This window comes from Streptomyces sp. NPDC044921, assembly GCF_056432865.1.
In genome coordinates this window covers 102,430-120,618 of sequence record NZ_JBWKIF010000013.1, presented here as the reverse complement: position 1 = coordinate 120,618, position 18,189 = coordinate 102,430, and the positions used below count along the sequence as shown (strand labels likewise).

The following is an 18,189-nucleotide window of genomic DNA, read 5'->3' as shown; positions in this document are numbered from 1 at the left end:
TCCCGTGATGCCTGGAAAATGCGTGGATCTGTGAGAAGGGTGGGTCCGGCCGATGTCTCAGGAGGCGGGCTGCCGCCGTCCGGTCAGCACAGGGACACGGCGTCGCCCGGGCCCTCGGGCCAGGCCGTCAACGGCGTGAAGCCCTCGTGGCCGCACTCGCCGAACACCGTGACCGGGGCGCCGCCCGACAGGGCGACGAGCCGCCACAGACCGGGCCGCGACCGCGCGACCGGGGTCAGCGGAAGCGCCGCGTCCGCGTCGGCGTCCGCCAGCTGCCAGGAGTCCCCGTCCGGGGCCGGCACGACCCGGCCCAGCGTCACCGGGACGGACTCCAGCCACGGGTCGTCGCGCAGGGCGTCGCCGTACCGGGCGGCCGCCTCGGAGGTCGTGACCCCCGGCGGGCGTGTCGCCGCCGGTGCCGGAGGGGCGAACTGCTCGCCCAGCGCCACCCGCAGCTGCCCGGCGCCCGGGTAGGGGGCCACCTCGGCCTCCAGGGACAGCCCCACGGGCAGCGCCAGCTCCGGGGCTCGGCCGGCGGCGCCGTAGGAGAGGAGCAGTGCCGTGCGGTGCGAGTCGGCGCCGTACAGCCATATCCGGCGGGTTGTCAGGCGCGTGTCCGACGTGTCGTACTGGGCCAGCACCAGCCAGCGGTCCCGTACCGGCTCGCCGTCCGCGGAGGCCGGCAGGCCCATGCGGGAGCGGACCGTGGCGGCGAGACCGTCCGGGAGCCGCTCGCGGCGCAGCCAGCCCTGGCCGAGCAGATGCAGCAGCGCGCACTCCTCCAGCAGCCGCACCGGCCAGCCGGGTCCCGTGGCCGGGATGGCCCCGAGCTCCCGGACCCGGGCGGCGAGGCCCGGCGCCTGGGCGTCGACCATGCGGGCCGCCGTCTCCTCCCAGAGGCCGTACCCCGACCGCTCCGCCGTCGCCAGGCCGCCGCGCAACAGGTCCGCCAGCCGCTGCTCCAGCTCCACCGCGCCCGCCGTGACCCGCTCGGCCCGGCGCTCCGCCCGGCGCCGCGCCGCATCCGGATCAGCCGATGCGGCCGGCGGCCCCGCGCCCTGCCCGCTCCGCTTCTCCTCCGCGCGTCCGCGCCGCCCCGCTATCCACTGCCCGGCCCACTCGGGCGCCTCCCCCCGCGGCACCGCCGCGTCGCCGCCCGCCCAGAGCAGCAGCAGTCCCAGCGCGTGCTTGCACGGGAACTTGCGGCTCGGGCAACTGCACTTGTACGCGGGCCCGGAGGGGTCCGCCACGTCGACGACCGTCTGATACGGCTTGCTCCCGCTGCCCTTGCACAGCCCCCACACCGTCCCCTCGTCGGAACTGCCCGCCTCGGACCACGGCCCCGCCGCGCCGAGCCTGCCTCCCGCTTTGCGTGACGCGGCGTCAGGCGCCAAGGCCAGCACCTGGTCCGCCGTCCAGCGCACCCCCTGCTGAGTCATGCCATCGAAGGTAGATCCCACCACTGACAATCGGGTCAGCGCGCGATCCCGGCACGACGTTTGCGCAGGTCAGGGCCGATTGTCAGTGGTGTGGTGCACCGTTGGCGGCAGATCCGAACCGGCCGAGCTGGAGGGGGCCTCAGCCATGTCTGTGTCCGTTGAACCGACGCCCGTGGAAGCCGGGCAGGCAGAGCCGTCCGAGGCGTTGCGGCCGCACGCCGAGGACGCCTTCGCCCATGAACTCGCCGCGCTCGCCGCGCAGGACGACCACCCGCGCCCGGCCCGCTGGAAGCTGTCGCCCTGGGCCGTCGCGACGTACCTGCTCGGGGGCACCCTGCCGGACGGCACGGTGATCACGCCGAAGTACGTCGGTCCGCGCCGCATCGTCGAGGTCGCCGTCACCACCCTCGCCACCGACCGCGCCCTGCTCCTGCTCGGCGTGCCCGGCACGGCGAAGACCTGGGTGTCCGAACACCTGGCCGCGGCGGTCAGCGGCGACTCCACGCTGCTGGTGCAGGGCACCGCCGGCACGCCGGAGGAGGCCATCCGCTACGGCTGGAACTACGCGCAGCTGCTCGCCCACGGCCCGAGCCGCGACGCCCTCGTGCCCAGCCCGGTCATGCGGGCCATGGCCGAGGGCATGACGGCGCGCGTCGAGGAGCTGACGCGCATCCCGGCCGACGTGCAGGACACGCTCATCACCATCCTGTCGGAGAAGACGCTGCCGATACCGGAGCTGGGCCAGGAGGTGCAGGCGGTCCGCGGCTTCAACCTGATCGCCACGGCCAACGACCGCGACCGCGGCGTCAACGACCTCTCCAGCGCCCTGCGCCGCCGCTTCAACACGGTGGTGCTGCCGCTGCCGGAGACCCCCGAGGCCGAGGTCGGCATCGTCTCCCGCCGCGTCGACCAGATCGGCCGGTCCCTGGACCTGCCGGCCGCGCCCGACGGGCTCGACGAGATCCGCCGGGTCGTCACGGTCTTCCGGGAGCTGCGCGACGGGGTGACCACCGACGGCCGCACGAAGCTCAAGTCGCCCAGCGGCACGCTGTCCACGGCCGAGGCGATCTCCGTCGTCACCAACGGCCTCGCCCTGGCCGCCCACTTCGGCGACGGAGTGCTGCGGCCGAGCGACGTCGCCGCGGGCATCCTCGGCGCGGTGGTCCGCGACCCGGCGGCCGACCGCGTCATCTGGCAGGAGTACCTGGAGACGGTCGTCCGCGAGCGGGACGGCTGGAAGGACTTCTACCGGGCCTGCCGCGAGGTGAGCGTGTGAGTGACACCGGGTGGGGACCGCCCGCGGGGCCGGAGAGGGGATCGGGGGGAAGCACGTGACGGGTGTGGAAGGGCGTGCGGGCCGGGGGGCCGGGGCGTCCCCGGTGCTGCTCGGGGTGCGGCACCACGGGCCGGGATCGGCGCGGGCCGTGCGCGCGGCGCTGGAGCAGGCCGGGCCGGGGGTGGTGCTGATCGAAGGACCGCCCGAGGCGGACTCCCTGATCCCGCTCGCCGCCGACGAGGAGATGCGGCCGCCGGTCGCCCTGCTCGCCCACGCCGTGGACGAACCGGGCCGCTCGGCGTTCTGGCCGCTGGCCGAGTTCTCCCCGGAGTGGGTCGCCCTCCGCTGGGCCCTGGAGCACGGCGTCCCGGCCCGCTTCATCGACCTGCCGGCCACGCACACGCTGGCCCGGGGGCAGCGGGACGACGAGGGGAGCGCGGAGGGGGAGCCCTCGCCGGACGCCGGGAGGGCGCAGGGCGACGGCGAGCCGGGCGCGGGCCCCGCCCCCGGCCCGGACGCCGTGCGGATCGATCCCCTCGGCGTACTCGCCGACACGGCCGGATACGACGACCCGGAGCGCTGGTGGGAGGACGTCGTCGAGCACCGGGGCGCCGGGCGGGGGGGCGCGCTCGCGCCGTTCACCGCGCTGGAGGAGGCCATGACCGCCCTGCGGGAGACCTACGGCAGCGGCGGCCACGACCGGGACCTGGTCCGGGAGGCGTACATGCGGCTCCAGCTGCGGGCCGCGCAGCGGGAGTTCGACGCCGGCGTGGCCGTGGTCTGCGGCGCCTGGCACGTGCCCGCCCTGCGGCAGAAGACCACCGTCGCCGCCGACAGGGCCCTGCTCAAGGGCCTGCCCAGGGTCAAGACGGACATGACCTGGGTCCCCTGGACCCACCGCAGGCTGTCCCGGGTCAGCGGATACGGGGCGGGCATCGACTCGCCGGGCTGGTACGGCCACCTGTTCAGCGCCCCGGACCGGCCGGTCGAGCGGTGGATGACCAAGGTGGCGGGGCTGCTGCGCGCCGAGGACCGCATCGTCTCCTCCGCGCACGTCATCGAGGCGGTGCGGCTGGCCGAGACGCTCGCCGCGCTGCGCGGCCGTCCGCTGCCGGGCCTGAGCGAGGCGACCGACGCGGTGCGGGCGGTGATGTGCGAGGGCTCGGACGTGCCGCTGTCCCTGGTGCACGACCGGCTGGTCGTGGGCGACGTGCTGGGGGAGGTGCCGCCGACGGCCCCGGCGGTGCCGTTGCAGCGGGACCTCACCCGGCTGCAGCGCCGGCTGCGGCTGAAACCGGAGGCGCTGGAGCGGGAACTGGAGCTCGACCTGCGCAAGGAGAACGACGCCGAACGCAGCAGACTGCTGCACCGCCTGCGCCTGCTCGGCATCGCGTGGGGCGAACCGGCCGCCTCGCGGGGCAGCACGGGCACGTTCCGGGAGACGTGGCGGCTGCGCTGGGAGCCCGAGCTGGCCGTGCGGGTCGCCGAGGCAGGCGTGTGGGGGACGACCGTGCTGTCCGCCGCGACCGCCAGGGCCGAGGCGGACGCCGCCACCGCGGACGGTCTCGCCGACGTCACCGCGCTCGCCGAGCGCTGCCTGCTGGCCGAACTGCCCGGCGCGCTGCCGACGGTGATGCGGATCCTCGCCGACCGGGCGGCCCTCGACGCGGACGTCGGCCACCTCGCCCAGGCGCTGCCCGCCCTCGTCCGCTCCCTGCGTTACGGCGACGTCCGCGGCACCGACACCGGGGCCCTCGGCGAGGTCGCCGCGGGGCTGGCCGAGCGGGTCTTCGTCGGCCTGCCCCCCGCCTGCGCCGCGCTCGACGCCGACGCCGCGGAGGAGATGCGGCGCCATGTGGACGCGGTGCACGGGGCCGTCGGGCTCCTGGGCGACACCCCGGCAGCGGGACGCGGTCACCTCAGAGCACGCTGGCAGTCGGTGCTGCGGGTGCTGTCCGGGCGGGACACCGTGCCGGGGGTGATCCGGGGGCGGGCCGTGCGGCTGCTGCTGGACGACGGGGAGCTGGCGCAGGACGAGGCCGCGCGGCTCATGGGACTCGTCCTGTCGCCGGGCACACCGCCGGCGGACGCGGCCGCGTGGATCGAGGGCTTCGTCGGCGGAGGCTCCGGCGGCGGCATGCTCCTGGTGCACGACGAACGGCTGCTCGGGCTGGTCGACGCGTGGCTGACCGGCGTCCCGGCGGACGCCTTCACGGACGTGCTGCCCCTGCTGCGGCGGACGTTCTCGGCGTACGAACCGGGGGTGCGCCGGACCCTCGGCGAACTGGTCCGGCGCGGACCGGCCGCGGGGGGCGGCGCGGCGGCCGCGGGCTCGGCAACCCCCGGCTTCGCGGCGGAGCTCGACACGGCGCGCGCGGACGCGGTGCTGCCGGTCGTGCGGCTGCTGCTCGGCCTCGACGACAGAGACATGCGGAACGACCTGGTGGGGGTGGAGGGATGACGACCGGAGGACTGCGGGCGCAGGCGCCCGGAGCGGCGGAGCGGGACACCGTCCGGACGGGATCCGGGGCGGAAGGGCCGCCCCGGACGACCGCGCGAGTGATCCCGCTGTGGGAACGGTCACGCGGGGGAGGACACGGATGACGGCCGAGACGACGGACCCGGCGCAGGAGCGGCTGCGGCGGTGGCGGCTCGTGCTCGGCGGAGACGCGGCGGACGGCACCGGATGCACGCTGTCCGGGCAGGACGCGGCGATGGACGGCGCCCTCACCGCGCTCTACGGCAAGAAGGACGGCGCGAGACAGGGCGGCCGCGACCGCTCGGCGGGGCTCGGCGCGTCGGCACCGTCCGTGGCGCGCTGGCTCGGCGACATCCGCACGTACTTCCCCTCCTCGGTCGTGCAGGTCATGCAACGCGACGCCATCGACCGGCTCGGACTGGCCACGCTCCTGCTGGAGCCGGAGATGCTCGAGGCCGTGGAGGCCGACGTGCACCTGGTCGGCACGCTGCTGTCCCTCAACAAGGCGATGCCCGAGACCACGAAGGAGACGGCACGCGCCGTCGTGCGCAAGGTCGTCGAGGACCTGGAGAAGAGGCTCGCCACGCGCACCCGGGCCACCCTGACCGGCGCGCTCGACCGCAGCGCCCGGATCAGCCGGCCGCGCCACCACGACATCGACTGGAACCGCACGATCGCCGCCAACCTCAAGCACTACCTGCCCGAGTACCGGACCATCGTGCCGGAGCGGCTCATCGGCTACGGGCGGGCGACCCAGTCGACGAAGAAGGAGGTCATCCTCTGTATCGACCAGTCGGGATCCATGGCGGCATCGGTCGTGTACGCGTCGGTGTTCGGGGCGGTGCTCGCCTCGATGCGGACGATCTCCACGCGACTCGTCGTCTTCGACACGGCGGTCGTCGACCTCACGGACCAGCTCGACGACCCGGTGGACGTCCTGTTCGGCACGCAGCTGGGCGGCGGCACCGACATCAACCGGGCCCTCGCCTACTGCCAGTCGCAGATCACCCGGCCCGCGGAGACGGTGGTCGTACTGATCAGTGACCTCTACGAAGGGGGCATCCGCAACGAGATGCTCAAGCGGGTCTCGGCGATGAAGGCGTCGGGGGTGCAGTTCGTGACGCTGCTGGCGCTCTCGGACGAGGGAGCACCGGCCTACGACCGGGAACACGCCGCCGCGCTCGCGGCGTTGGGGGCGCCGGCGTTCGCCTGCACGCCCGACCTGTTCCCGGAGGTGATGGCGGCGGCGATCGAGAAGCGGCCGCTGCCGATACCGGAGACCGACTGAGGGCGCATCGTCGACCGGCTGGACCGACCTGCTGGGGCAGGCCGACGGGATCGGCGGGGCCGACTGAACGGGTTGACCGGGCCGGTTGACCGGGGGGCATCCCACCGGCTTGAGCGGCTGTTGGGCCACGCGGTGAAGCGGACCTGACGGTGCGTCGATCGGCAAGGGCTTGCGGGACCTCCGTACTCCTGTGCGAGGATCGGCGCCTGCTCGGCGCTGCGTCGCGCCGTATCGGGCGGAACCGCGTCGTGCCGACTCGTCGCCCGTGATGTGTGACGCGTTCCGAGCGTGTCCCGTCGCACAGAGGAACTCTCCCGTTGACCTGGTCAGCAGCCCTGTCCGGTGCCGCGTCGCGCGTGCTGCGCACGGCGGCGGGACGGCGTGCGCTGCAAGTGGCGCTGCTGGTGGGCGGATTGCTGATGACCGGGCTGCTGTGCGGGGAGCGGGCCGATGCGACGGACGGCGTGGCCGGGCGGGCCACCGGCGAGCAGAGGACCCTGACCCGGCAGGACGCGCACGCGCCCGCCGCGGTGGTGGTGGCGGGGCGGGGGACCCGGCCCCGGCTCGTGTCCGGGGGTGAGGGCGCGCAGGGGTTGAGGGTTGTGGGGGAGCAGCCGGAGCGCCCGGACTCGTCCGCGTCGTCGATGTCGTCCAAGGCACCGGTGAACAAGGCACCGGTGAACAAGGCACCGGTGAACAAGGCACCGGTGAACAAGGCACCGGTGAACAACGCGCCGCTGAACGGGCCGCAAGTGGACAACGCGCCGGTGTACGAGCCGCTGGCCGACCACGCGCCGGTGGGCCCGGAGACGCCAGTGCCTCCGTCGCGTTCTGAGCCGCCGGTGCTACCGACGTCGCCCGAACTGCCGCTCGTTCCGACGTCGCCCGAGCAGCCGGTCGCACCGGGACTGCCCGAGCTGCCGGTCGCACCGGGACTGCCCGAGCTGCCGGCCGTACCGGGACTGCCCGAGCTGCCGGTCGCACCGAGGCTGCCCGGGCCGCCAGCCCTGCCGACGCTGCCCACTCTCCCCGGCTCGTCGTCGCTGCCGGGTCTGCCCGACCTGCCGGGCGCTCCGGGACTGCCCGGAGCGCCGCCGCCCGAGCTGCCCGGCGTACCGCTGCCGGACCTGCCCGGCGTACCGCTGCCGGACCTGCCCGGTCCGTCAGGTGATGACATCACGCTCCCGGGAGCACCTGGCTCTCCCGAGCCTCCTCCGGGCCTCCCCGAGTTCCCCCCTGACCTGGTCCTGCCCGGCCGGCTCCTCCCCGCGCCGGTCACGGCGGATCCGCAGCCGGTCACGGCATCTCCGCAGCCGGGCGGGGCGTCGGTGCCGTCGGACGACGTACCCGCATCCGTCGGGCGGGCGGCCACCGCGGAGTCGCCCCGTGCCGACGACCGCCGGGCCGTCCGGACAGCCCTCGCGAGCCGCCCTCACGCCGGGCGTTCCGGGTATGCCGCGCACTCCGCGCACCTCGCGCACCCCGGTGACCACGCCGCCCCGCCCGCGCGCACCGGGCACCTGCCGCCCGACGAAGTCCCCGCCGAGCGGCCAGACGGCGCGCCCGGCAAGCGGGCCTCGGCCGACAACGGCACGCCGCGGCACGCCGACGCGCATGCCGTCACCTCGAGCCATCGGGCCCCGTCGCGGCTCGTGCCCGGTACCGCGGCGCGCGGTGAGGCGCCCGGTACGCGGGACAGCCACCGGGACGTCCCACTCTTCCCCGGCTAGTCCGCCAGGCCTACGCACGCGCCCTCCCTCTCCGGCCGTTCGCTTCCCGGTTCGGCTGCGCATGGCCCGCGTGCCGTGCGCCGCGTGCCGCGTCCCGTGCGCCGCGTGGCTCTGTGGCCACAGCGTGCCGCAGGGCCGGGAGGCCGGGTGATCACTCACAGGCAGCGCGTCCGAGCACCACACCCCCGCGCCCCGAAGACCCTCACGAGACATCTCCCCGCCGGTCGAAAGCCGTCGACTCCCGGGGACCGAGGTCTCGTGGGCAGGGGCGGCCGGGCCCCGTCGGGGCGGGGAACGGCCGTCCCGCACCCCGGGGAGCCATGGGCCCGTACAGGCCCTCCGTGCTCCCCGGAGGTGTCCAGCGGGCCTCACCGGGCCAACCCCAGCCCGGTGAGGCCCCTCACCCCCGGCACGCCGTGCCAGAGAGCGCGGCATCATGTGACAGGTATCACCGCTCAGGTGTGACCCTCGATTTAGAGGCCCCCCGGAAGCAGCGATAACCTGCGAGACGGACATGCCGCGCGCTCGGACACCGTGTGCGCCTCCCTTGTGACAGACGGCGGACGTCACGTTGCCCTCGCGGCACGCCCACGCAGACAACGAACCGCGAGATCACTGATAGGGACGGAAGCGCGTGGACCTGTTCGAGTACCAGGCGAGGGACCTCTTCGCCAAGCACGATGTACCGGTGCTGGCCGGTGAAGTCATCGACACGCCTGAGGCGGCCCGCGCAGCCACCGAGCGCCTCGGTGGCAAGTCCGTCGTCAAGGCCCAGGTGAAGGTCGGCGGCCGTGGCAAGGCCGGCGGCGTCAAGCTCGCCGCCACCCCCGACGAGGCGGTCGAGCACGCGACCAACATCCTCGGCATGGACATCAAGGGCCACACGGTCCACAAGGTGATGATCGCCGAGACGGCCCCGGAGATCGTCGAGGAGTACTACGTCTCCTTCCTCCTGGACCGTGCCAACCGCACCTTCCTCTCCATCGCGTCCGTCGAGGGCGGCGTGGAGATCGAGGAGGTGGCGGCCACCCGCCCGGAGGCCGTCGCCAAGACGCCGATCGACGCCAACGAGGGCGTGACCGAGGAGAAGGCGCGCGAGATCGTCGCGGCCGCCAAGTTCCCGGCCGAGGTCGCCGACAAGGTCGTCAACGTCCTGGTCAAGCTGTGGGACACCTTCATCAAGGAGGACGCCCTCCTGGTCGAGGTCAACCCGCTGGCCAAGGTCGCCTCCGGTGACGTCATCGCCCTGGACGGCAAGGTCTCCCTGGACGAGAACGCCGAGTTCCGCCAGCCGGAGCACGAGGCCCTCCAGGACAAGGACGCGGCCAACCCGCTCGAGGCCGCCGCCAAGGCCAAGAACCTCAACTACGTCAAGCTCGACGGCGAGGTCGGCATCATCGGCAACGGCGCGGGTCTCGTCATGAGCACCCTCGACGTCGTCGCCTACGCCGGTGAGAAGCACGGTGGCGTCAAGCCCGCCAACTTCCTCGACATCGGTGGCGGCGCCTCCGCCGCCGTCATGGCCAACGGCCTGGAGATCATCCTCGGCGACCCGGACGTCAAGTCCGTGTTCGTCAACGTCTTCGGTGGCATCACCGCGTGCGACGAGGTCGCCAACGGCATCGTCCAGGCGCTGCAGCTGCTCAAGGACAAGGGTGAGGACGTCACCAAGCCGCTCGTCGTCCGTCTGGACGGCAACAACGCCGAGCTGGGTCGCAAGATCCTCTCCGACGCCAACCACCCGCTGGTCCAGCGCGTGGACACCATGGACGGCGCGGCCGACAAGGCCGCCGAGCTCGCGGCTGCTGCGAAGTAAGGGACGAGGGACTACACAGCCATGGCTATCTTCCTCAACAAGGACAGCAAGGTCATCGTCCAGGGCATGACCGGTGCCACGGGCATGAAGCACACCAAGCTCATGCTGGCCGACGGCACGAACATCGTCGGTGGCGTGAACCCGCGCAAGGCCGGCACGACCGTCGACGTCGACGGCACCGAGATCCCGGTCTTCGGCACCGTCGCCGAGGCGATCGAGAAGACGGGCGCCAACGTGTCCGTCCTCTTCGTCCCGCCGGCCTTCGCCAAGGCCGCCGTCGTCGAGGCCATCGACGCCGAGATCCCGCTCGCGGTCGTCATCACCGAGGGCATCGCCGTCCACGACTCGGCCGCGTTCTACGCCTACGCCGTGTCCAAGGGCAACAAGACCCGGATCATCGGCCCGAACTGCCCCGGTCTCATCACCCCGGGCCAGTCCAACGCCGGCATCATCCCGGGCGACATCACCAAGCCGGGCCGCATCGGCCTGGTCTCGAAGTCCGGCACGCTGACGTACCAGATGATGTACGAGCTGCGGGACATCGGCTTCTCCTCCGCCGTCGGCATCGGTGGCGACCCGGTCATCGGCACCACGCACATCGACGCCCTGGCCGCGTTCGAGGCCGACCCCGACACCGACCTGATCGTCATGATCGGTGAGATCGGCGGCGACGCCGAGGAGCGTGCCGCGGCCTTCATCAAGGAGAACGTGAAGAAGCCGGTCGTCGGCTACGTCGCGGGCTTCACCGCGCCCGAGGGCAAGACCATGGGCCACGCCGGCGCCATCGTCTCCGGCTCCTCCGGCACGGCCGCCGCGAAGAAGGAGGCCCTCGAGGCCGCCGGCGTCAAGGTCGGCAAGACACCGACCGAGACGGCCAAGCTGGCGCGCGAGATCCTCGCCGGCTGACACCACCCCGGCCTTCGGCCACAGTGGGCCCGCTCCCGGCACGGGGGCGGGCCCACCGCCGTTCCGTCACCATCGTCCCATCCATCGTTCCGTCACCGCCGTTCCGTCACCGCGGTTGGGGCAGCAACCGCTCCGGTCCCTTCTGGGACTGCTCGCGCAGCTTCGCCCGCAGCTCGCGCTCCGACTCGGACAGCGGCCCGGGTGCGACCGGGGGCGGGACGCCCTGGACGGTCTCGCCCCGGGGCACGGGCGGCTCGTAGTGCGTGGGGGCCGTACGGACGGTGAGGGCCGTGGTGCCGATCAGGGCGACGGTGAAGGCGATGGCCGCCCGGGTCCAGAAGCGGGCCCGGCGTTCCCCGCTCCTCCGCACGACCTCGGGTTTCGCGGCCCGCAGCCGCTCGGTGGAGGCCAGTTCGACCAGCCGCCAGTGCAGCGTCTCCGGGTCCGCCAGTTCCGGCAGCCGTTCGGCGACCGCCTCCCGCGCGTGCACCAGCCGGTTCACGGCCGCGCGGGTGCTCGCCTCCGTCTCCGCCGCCGTCTCCGGCAGGCCGAGCCCCACGCCGTCGTGGAGCAGGAGCGTGCGGCGGTACGACGGCGGGAGCTTGAGCAGGGTGTCCAGCAGCGCCCGGTCGAGTGCGTCCGAGGGCGGCGGCTCGGCGTGCCGGTAGCGGGGGCGGAGCCGCTGCCAGGGGGAGAGCGCGCACTCGTACGCGACCGAGCGCACCCAGCTGGCCGGGTCACGGTCCCGGGCCACCTCCGGCCACCGCTGCCACGCGATCTGGAACGCCCGTTCGACCGACTCCCGGGCCAGCTCACGGCCCCCGGTCAGCAGGTAGGTCTGCCGGACCAGGGCGGGGGCGCAGAAGGCGTACAACGCGTCGAAGGCCTGGTCGGGGCTGAGCGCGGCGGTGGTGTCGCCCGGCAGGTACGTCCGCGCCGGACGCGCGGCGGCGGAACGCCGACGGAGAACGGGCACGCCCCGGTCACCGTCCAGTACCGGCACGCTACGACCCCGGTCGACAACCGGCGCACCCCGGCCACCGTCCAGAACCGGCACGCCGCCCTCGCCACGCACCGGCACGCCGCCCTCGCCACGCATCCGCACGCGCCCCCGGTCGAGAACCGGCACATCACCGCGGTCGAGGACCGGCACACCACCCCCGTCCGCAACCGGCACATGGCGGCCCTGGTCGTGAACCGGGCCCCGGCGCCGGTCGTGCACCCTGGCGCGACCCCGGTCGTGGACCGCGTGGTGCTCATGGTCGGGAAGGGACGAGTGACCCCGGTCGGGGGCCGGTGAGGGCGGTCGCTCGGGCGCGGGGCCGCGGGACTTGCGGCCCGCGGCGGAGGCCCGGCCGCGCCCGCCCTGCTGGGCCGCCCGAGTGGCGTGAGCCGCTGGCTCCGCCTGCCCGGCGGGCGATTCCGGAGCCGTCTGAGGGTGCGTCACCTCCCGCTCCGCGCACAGCGAGTTCAGCACCCTCGCGTACTTCTCCCCCTTCCGGCCGCGCGGCGTCGAGCGGCCGGTCTCCCATCCGCGCACCGTCTCGCTGGTCACGCCCACCCGGGAGGCCAGTTGAGCCCGCGTCAGCGAGGCGGCCTCCCGCAGGCGTCGGCGCTCCTTCGGCGGGGGGAGCGGCAGGGCAGGGCTCTGGGTCACAGCAGGCCCCTCCGTGCAGGAAAGTACATAAACGTATATTGAGCGACACAGCGGCGGTTCGCCTGTTACGACGGGAAAGCGCGTGTCGTTGGGAGCATGGCGGGCGTGATCGAGATGACCGCTCGCCGCCGCCCCTCGCCGCCCCTGCTCACCCGGATGCGCGACCGTTCGCCCGGACTGGTCGGCGGCCTGATGGGTGGTGCGGTCGCGGCAGGCCTGGGGCTCGCGTCGTTCGCCGTGCTCGTGACGCTGCTGTGGATCAGCTCCCCGTACCCCGACAGCGGACCGGGCGGCGCGCTGCACGTCGCGGCGGCCCTGTGGCTGCTGGCCCACGGAGCCGAGCTGGTCCGGGTCGACACGCTCTCCGGCGCCGCCGCACCGATGGGCGTCCCGCCACTGCTGCTGCTCGTCCTGCCCGTGTATCTGCTGCACCGCGCGGCGCGCGACGCCACGGACGGCGGGGCCGGGGGAGGGGACGAGGCGGAGGACGAGTACGGCGTCGTCGAGGTGGGTGCGGAACCTCCGCTGGTTCCGGCCCGCACGGCCTGGGCGGGTGTCGTCCTCGGCTACCTCGCCGTCGCCGCTCCCGCCGCCCTGTACGCCGCCGGTGGTGTGCTGCGGCCGTCGTGGGTGTCGGCGGGGGTGTGCGTGCCGGTGGTGGCCGTCCTGGCGGCGGGGCTGGGCGTGTGGTCGGCCCACGGCCGCCCGAACGGGCCGCTGCGGCGGCTGCTCGGGGTGCTGCCCGGCGGAGTGCGGCCGCTGGTGCTCGCCCCGGACGGACGCCCGGGAGTCGCCGCCCGGGCCGCCGCGGCCGGGCTGACCGTGCTGCTCGGCGGCGGGGCGCTGCTGGCGGCGGTGTCCCTGGCCGGGCACGGGGCCGCGGCCCAGTCGTCGTTGTTCCGGCTGACCGAGGGCTGGTCGGGGCGGTTCGCGGTGCTGCTGCTGTGCGCGGCCCTGGTGCCGAACGCGGCGGTGTGGGGCGCCGCGTACGCCCTCGGGCCCGGGTTCGCCCTGGGCGCCGGGCATGCCGTGGGCCCCTTGTCCTCCGCGCCGGCGCCGTCCCTGCCGCCGTTCCCACTGCTGGCGGCGGTGCCCCAGGCGGGGGCGGGGACCCCGGTGCACTGGGCGGCCGGGGCGGTGCCGTTGGTCGCCGGGGTGATGGTGGGCCGGTGGGTGGCGAAGGCGGCGGCGGCCGCGGAGCGGGGCGGCACGCGCCCGGGTGGCCGGCCGGCCGTCGTCTGGTCGGCGGGGCGCACCGCCCGCGCGGCCGGTCTCGCGGCCGTGCTGTGCGCTGCCGTGCTGGCGGGGCTCGCCGCGCTGGCGGGCGGCCCGCTCGGGGTGTCGGTGCTGGCGCGCTTCGGCCCGGTGTGGTGGCAGGTCGGCGCGGCGGCACTGGCGTGGCTGGCGCTGGTGGCGGTCCCGACGGCGCTGGCCGTACGGTCCCGTCGGTGCCGGCCGCCGCGCGAGGACGAGCCGAGGATCGGCCGGCAGCGGGACGACACGGCCGAGGACGCCCAGGGCCGCCGGGGCGGGCGGCTGTGGAAGCGGCCGGGCAGGGGCGGAGGCCGGTTCACGCGCCGCGTCGGCGCGGGCAGTGCCGGGGGAGCCGCGGAAGCGTCCGCCGACGGCACCGGAGCCGGGTGGTACGACGACGAGGGCCTGGGCGCCATGTGGTCGGCCGGGGCTGCCAGCGGGCCGGACGCCTTCCCGGCGGACGAGGACTGGGGAACGGCCTGGGCCGCCGGAACCCCCGGTGGTCTCGACGGCCTCCGGACGGACCCACCCCGGACCGTCCAGGACCTCGGGGGCGGCAGGCAGACGAGCGGTGAGGAGCCGGGCGCCGCACGGGGGACCGGAACCCCCGCCGAGCGCCAGGGTCTCCCGGCGGACAGACACCCGGACGCGGCGGACCCCGCCGAAGCGGCCGGAGGCGACATCACGAGCCCCGGCCCACGGGACCGCGGCACCGCCTCCGAGCCCTACGGCGCCCCGCACCCCGGGCCGGAGACCCCCTGAGAGGTCCCGGCTTCCCGCCCCCTGCGGTAGGGGTTCCCGGAGAGGCCGCGGTCCCGGCTTGGCCGCCTGCGGCCTCCGCCCCCTGCGTTGGGGATCCCCTGAGAGACCGCGGTCCCGGCTTCCGCCCCCTGCGTGGGGATCCCGGAGAGGCCGCAGGCCCCGCTTTCCGCACCCGGAGGCGGACACCCCCGGGGTCCCGGCCCGGGCGGAGGCGTGTCAGCCGTCCGTGCCCAGCACTCCGCGCAGTTCCTCCGGCAGGAGCTCGGAGCAGGACTGCTTGGCCTCGTTGGTCAGGGCGTCGTTCGTGCACGTGTAGTAGTCGCGGTAGACCAGCTGTGCCGCGAAGGTCGCGGCGACCAGGGCGATGGCCAGGGACGCCGTCACCAGGCCGCTCACCGCCGCCGTCGTCTGCGGACGGCCCTGCTGCCCGGCGGCCGGGGAGTCCGGGTCGGGCCTGCGGGGCGTGGCGCGCAGGGAGCTGATGGCCCAGTACAGGGCCAGCGCGCCGAGCAGCAGGGCCACGTACGGCCAGCTGAACAGGGCGAAGAAGAACGCCCACATGCCCGACAGCAGGGCGTAGCGCGCGCGGCGCTGGGCCGGGTCCGTCGGGTCCCAGCGCAGGTTCGGGCCGCCGCCCTGGGGGCCGCCCGGGCCCTCGGGGCCGCCGCGGGGGCGCTCGCCGAAGCCACCGGGGGAGCGGCCGGGCTGCCGGTCGCTCCACTGACTGCCCCACGGCGAACGGTCACGCTCGCCGCCGTCCCGCGCCTCGTCACCGGAGGGGCGCCGCGGCTGCCAGGGCCGCTCCGGCGTGCCCTCGGGCGGCGGGGCGAAGGGGTTGTCCTCCTGGGATCCGCGGCCCCGCCCGCCCCGGTCGCCGCCGTCCGACGGCGCTTCGGGCGGTGAGCCGGGGCGCTCCCGCAGCAGCACGGCGCCGCGCTCCCCTCCCTGCGGCGACAGCTGGGGGAACGTGAGGAGTCGCAGGCTGCGGTCCGGCATCAAGTGAGCGTCTTCCCGTTGGTGAGTAGGACTGGCTGGGCGGGACGGGCGGTGTCGGATCCGGGTCCGTCACCTCCTGAACGCTCCGCGCCCGGACGGCGTTCCCGAACCGGCCCCGCCCAGACGCTACCTTCCGGCCATGCCCCCGTCCCGAGGGGGCCGTCCGGTGTGCCGGTATCGTTGCTGACGGTCGGCCGGTTCGTAGGCTTCCCCGTATCCGGGGGCCCGAAGCATTCGTATGAAGGCACAAGCCCACGGGACGGGCCGTCCGGACAGACGCTCCCCCGAGAAAGGCCCACCACCGTGGCCGCCAAGCCCGTGGCCCCGCGCGCCAAGCGCCTCGTCGTGCTCGTCTCCGGCTCCGGCACCAACCTGCAGGCGCTGCTCGACGAGATCGCCGCCACCGGCGCCGAGGAGTACGGGGCCGAGATCGTCGCCGTCGGCGCCGACCGCACGGGCATCGAGGGACTGGCCCGCGCCGAGCGCGCCGGGCTGCCGACCTTCGTGTGCCGGGTGAAGGATTACGGCAGCCGCGAGGAGTGGGACGCCGCGCTCGCCGAGGCCGTCGCCGCCTTCGAGCCCGACCTCGTCGTCTCCGCCGGCTTCATGAAGATCGTCGGCAAGGAGTTCCTCGCCCGGTTCGGCGGGCGGTTCGTCAACACCCACCCCGCCCTGCTGCCCAGTTTCCCGGGGGCCCACGGCGTACGGGACGCGCTCGCGTACGGCGCGAAGGTCACCGGCTGCACCGTCCACTTCGTCGACGACGGCGTCGACACCGGACCGATCATCGCGCAGGGCGTGGTGGAGGTCCGGGACGAGGACGACGAGAGCGCTCTGCACGAGCGCATCAAGGAAGTCGAGCGAAGGCTGCTCGTCGAGGTCGTGGGGCGGCTCGCCCGCAACGGCTATCGCATTGAGGGACGAAAGGTAGTTATCCAGTGACCGCCGAGAGCAACAAGCGGCCCCTTCGCCGGGCGCTCGTCAGCGTCTACGACAAGACCGGGCTGGAGGACCTCGCGCGCGGGCTCCACGAGGCCGGGGTCGAGCTCGTCTCCACCGGCTCCACCGCCGCGAAGATCGCCGCTGCCGGCGTCCCCGTCACCAAGGTCGAGGAGCTGACCGGCTTCCCCGAGTGCCTGGACGGCCGCGTGAAGACGCTGCACCCCCGCGTGCACGCCGGCATCCTCGCCGACCTGCGCCTGGACAGCCACCGCGAGCAGCTCGCCGAGCTGGGCGTCGAGCCGTTCGACCTCGTCGTGGTCAACCTCTACCCGTTCCGCGAGACGGTCGCCTCCGGCGCCTCCCCCGACGAGTGCGTCGAGCAGATCGACATCGGCGGACCCTCGATGGTCCGCGCCGCCGCCAAGAACCACCCCTCGGTCGCGGTGGTCACCAGCCCGGCCCGCTACGCCGACGTCCTGTCCGCCGTGCAGAACGGCGGCTTCGACCTGGCCACCCGCAAGCGGCTCGCCGCCGAGGCGTTCCAGCACACCGCCGCCTACGACGTGGCCGTCGCCTCCTGGTTCGCCTCCTCCTACGCGCCGGCCGACGAGTCGCGGTTCCCCGACTTCCTCGGCGCCACCTGGGAGCGCGAGCACACCCTGCGCTACGGCGAGAACCCGCACCAGCCGGCCGCGCTCTACGTCTCCGGCACGGGCGGTCTCGCCCAGGCCGAGCAGCTGCACGGCAAGGAGATGTCGTACAACAACTACACGGACACGGACGCCGCCCGCCGTGCCGCGTACGACCACGCCGAGCCCTGCGTGGCGATCATCAAGCACGCCAACCCCTGCGGCATCGCGATCGGCGCGGACGTCGCCGAGGCGCACCGCAAGGCCCACGCCTGCGACCCGCTGTCGGCGTTCGGCGGCGTGATCGCGGTCAACCGCCCGGTCAGCAGGGAGATGGCAGAGCAGGTCGCGGAGATCTTCACCGAGGTCATCGTCGCGCCGGACTACGAGGACGGCGCCCTGGAGGCCCTCACCAAGAAGAAGAACATCCGCGTGCTGCGCTGCCCCGAGGGCCCGGCCGCCCCCGTCGAGGTCAAGCCCATCGACGGCGGCGCGCTGCTCCAGGTCACCGACCGGCTCCAGGCCGACGGCGACGACCCGGCGAACTGGACGCTGGCGACCGGCGAGGCGCTCGGCGAGGCCGAGCTGGCCGAGCTGGCCTTCGCCTGGAAGGCCTGCCGGGCGGTGAAGTCCAACGCGATCCTGCTCGCCAAGGACGGCGCCTCGGTCGGCGTCGGCATGGGGCAGGTCAACCGCGTCGACTCCGCGAAGCTGGCCGTCGAGCGGGCGGGCGCCGAGCGCGCGGCCGGTTCCTACGCGGCCTCCGACGCCTTCTTCCCCTTCCCGGACGGCCTGGAGATCCTCACCGGGGCCGGTGTGAAGGCGGTCGTCCAGCCCGGCGGTTCGGTCCGTGACGAGCTGGTCGTGGAGGCCGCCCGGAAGGCGGGCGTCACGATGTACTTCACGGGCACGCGGCACTTCTTCCACTGACCCCGTGACTCTTCCCCTGACCCCGTGACAGCGTGAAGGCCCCGCCGGTGCGCCACCGGCGGGGCCCCGTCGTGCGGGGACCGGC

The 18,189-nt window shown here is 74.6% G+C and carries 12 protein-coding genes; 9 read left to right on the top strand and 3 right to left on the bottom strand.

What is annotated here, in order from left to right; all coding sequences use genetic code 11:
• Positions 1–83: 83 nt before the first annotated feature.
• On the bottom strand, positions 84–1,439 hold the full coding sequence (locus AC07DA_RS21555) for an SWIM zinc finger family protein (RefSeq protein WP_479129790.1): 1,356 nt from the start codon (positions 1,437–1,439) through the stop codon (positions 84–86).
• A 145-nt stretch (positions 1,440–1,584) separates the two neighbouring features.
• Between AC07DA_RS21555 and AC07DA_RS21550 the strand changes: the two genes are divergently transcribed.
• From AC07DA_RS21550 to sucD, 6 genes are all read left to right on the top strand, one after another.
• Complete coding sequence (locus tag AC07DA_RS21550) at positions 1,585–2,715, top strand: ATP-binding protein (protein ID WP_479129789.1); 1,131 nt, start codon at positions 1,585–1,587, stop codon at positions 2,713–2,715.
• A gap of 55 nt (positions 2,716–2,770) precedes the next feature.
• Positions 2,771–5,176, top strand: coding sequence for a DUF5682 family protein (locus AC07DA_RS21545; RefSeq protein ID WP_479129788.1), 2,406 nt, complete (start codon positions 2,771–2,773; stop codon positions 5,174–5,176).
• Between the two features lie 139 nt (positions 5,177–5,315).
• On the top strand, positions 5,316–6,482 hold the full coding sequence (locus AC07DA_RS21540) for a VWA domain-containing protein (protein WP_479129787.1): 1,167 nt from the start codon (positions 5,316–5,318) through the stop codon (positions 6,480–6,482).
• Between the two features lie 317 nt (positions 6,483–6,799).
• A complete protein-coding gene (locus AC07DA_RS21535) occupies positions 6,800–8,212 on the top strand; it encodes a hypothetical protein (RefSeq protein WP_479129786.1) in 1,413 nt (470 codons plus the stop codon).
• A gap of 634 nt (positions 8,213–8,846) precedes the next feature.
• A complete protein-coding gene (gene sucC / locus AC07DA_RS21530; protein ID WP_479129784.1) occupies positions 8,847–10,028 on the top strand; it encodes an ADP-forming succinate--CoA ligase subunit beta in 1,182 nt (393 codons plus the stop codon).
• A gap of 21 nt (positions 10,029–10,049) precedes the next feature.
• Entirely contained in the window at positions 10,050–10,934 is an 885-nt protein-coding gene (gene sucD, locus AC07DA_RS21525) for a succinate--CoA ligase subunit alpha (protein ID WP_094054536.1), read from the top strand.
• Positions 10,935–11,040: 106 nt separating this feature from the next.
• Here the strand turns inward: sucD and AC07DA_RS21520 are convergent, their stop codons facing one another.
• A complete protein-coding gene (locus AC07DA_RS21520) occupies positions 11,041–11,859 on the bottom strand; it encodes a sigma factor-like helix-turn-helix DNA-binding protein (RefSeq protein ID WP_479129891.1) in 819 nt (272 codons plus the stop codon).
• A gap of 828 nt (positions 11,860–12,687) precedes the next feature.
• On the opposite strand from AC07DA_RS21520, the gene AC07DA_RS21515 reads away from it, so the two are divergent.
• Entirely contained in the window at positions 12,688–14,607 is a 1,920-nt protein-coding gene (locus tag AC07DA_RS21515; RefSeq protein ID WP_479129783.1) for a cell division protein PerM, read from the top strand.
• A 216-nt stretch (positions 14,608–14,823) separates the two neighbouring features.
• Here the strand turns inward: AC07DA_RS21515 and AC07DA_RS21510 are convergent, their stop codons facing one another.
• Positions 14,824–15,603, bottom strand: a complete 780-nt coding sequence (locus AC07DA_RS21510; protein ID WP_479129782.1) for a hypothetical protein — start codon at positions 15,601–15,603, stop codon at positions 14,824–14,826.
• A gap of 303 nt (positions 15,604–15,906) precedes the next feature.
• Here AC07DA_RS21510 and purN point away from each other — a divergent pair, with 303 nt between their 5' ends.
• Both purN and purH read left to right on the top strand, forming a co-directional pair.
• Entirely contained in the window at positions 15,907–16,545 is a 639-nt protein-coding gene (gene purN, locus AC07DA_RS21505; RefSeq protein ID WP_479129781.1) for a phosphoribosylglycinamide formyltransferase, read from the top strand.
• Positions 16,542–18,104: a bifunctional phosphoribosylaminoimidazolecarboxamide formyltransferase/IMP cyclohydrolase gene (purH, locus tag AC07DA_RS21500; RefSeq protein ID WP_479129780.1), complete on the top strand. Its 1,563-nt coding sequence runs from the start codon at positions 16,542–16,544 to the stop codon at positions 18,102–18,104. Before purN ends, purH begins: the two co-directional genes overlap by 4 nt.
• Positions 18,105–18,189 lie beyond the last annotated feature (85 nt).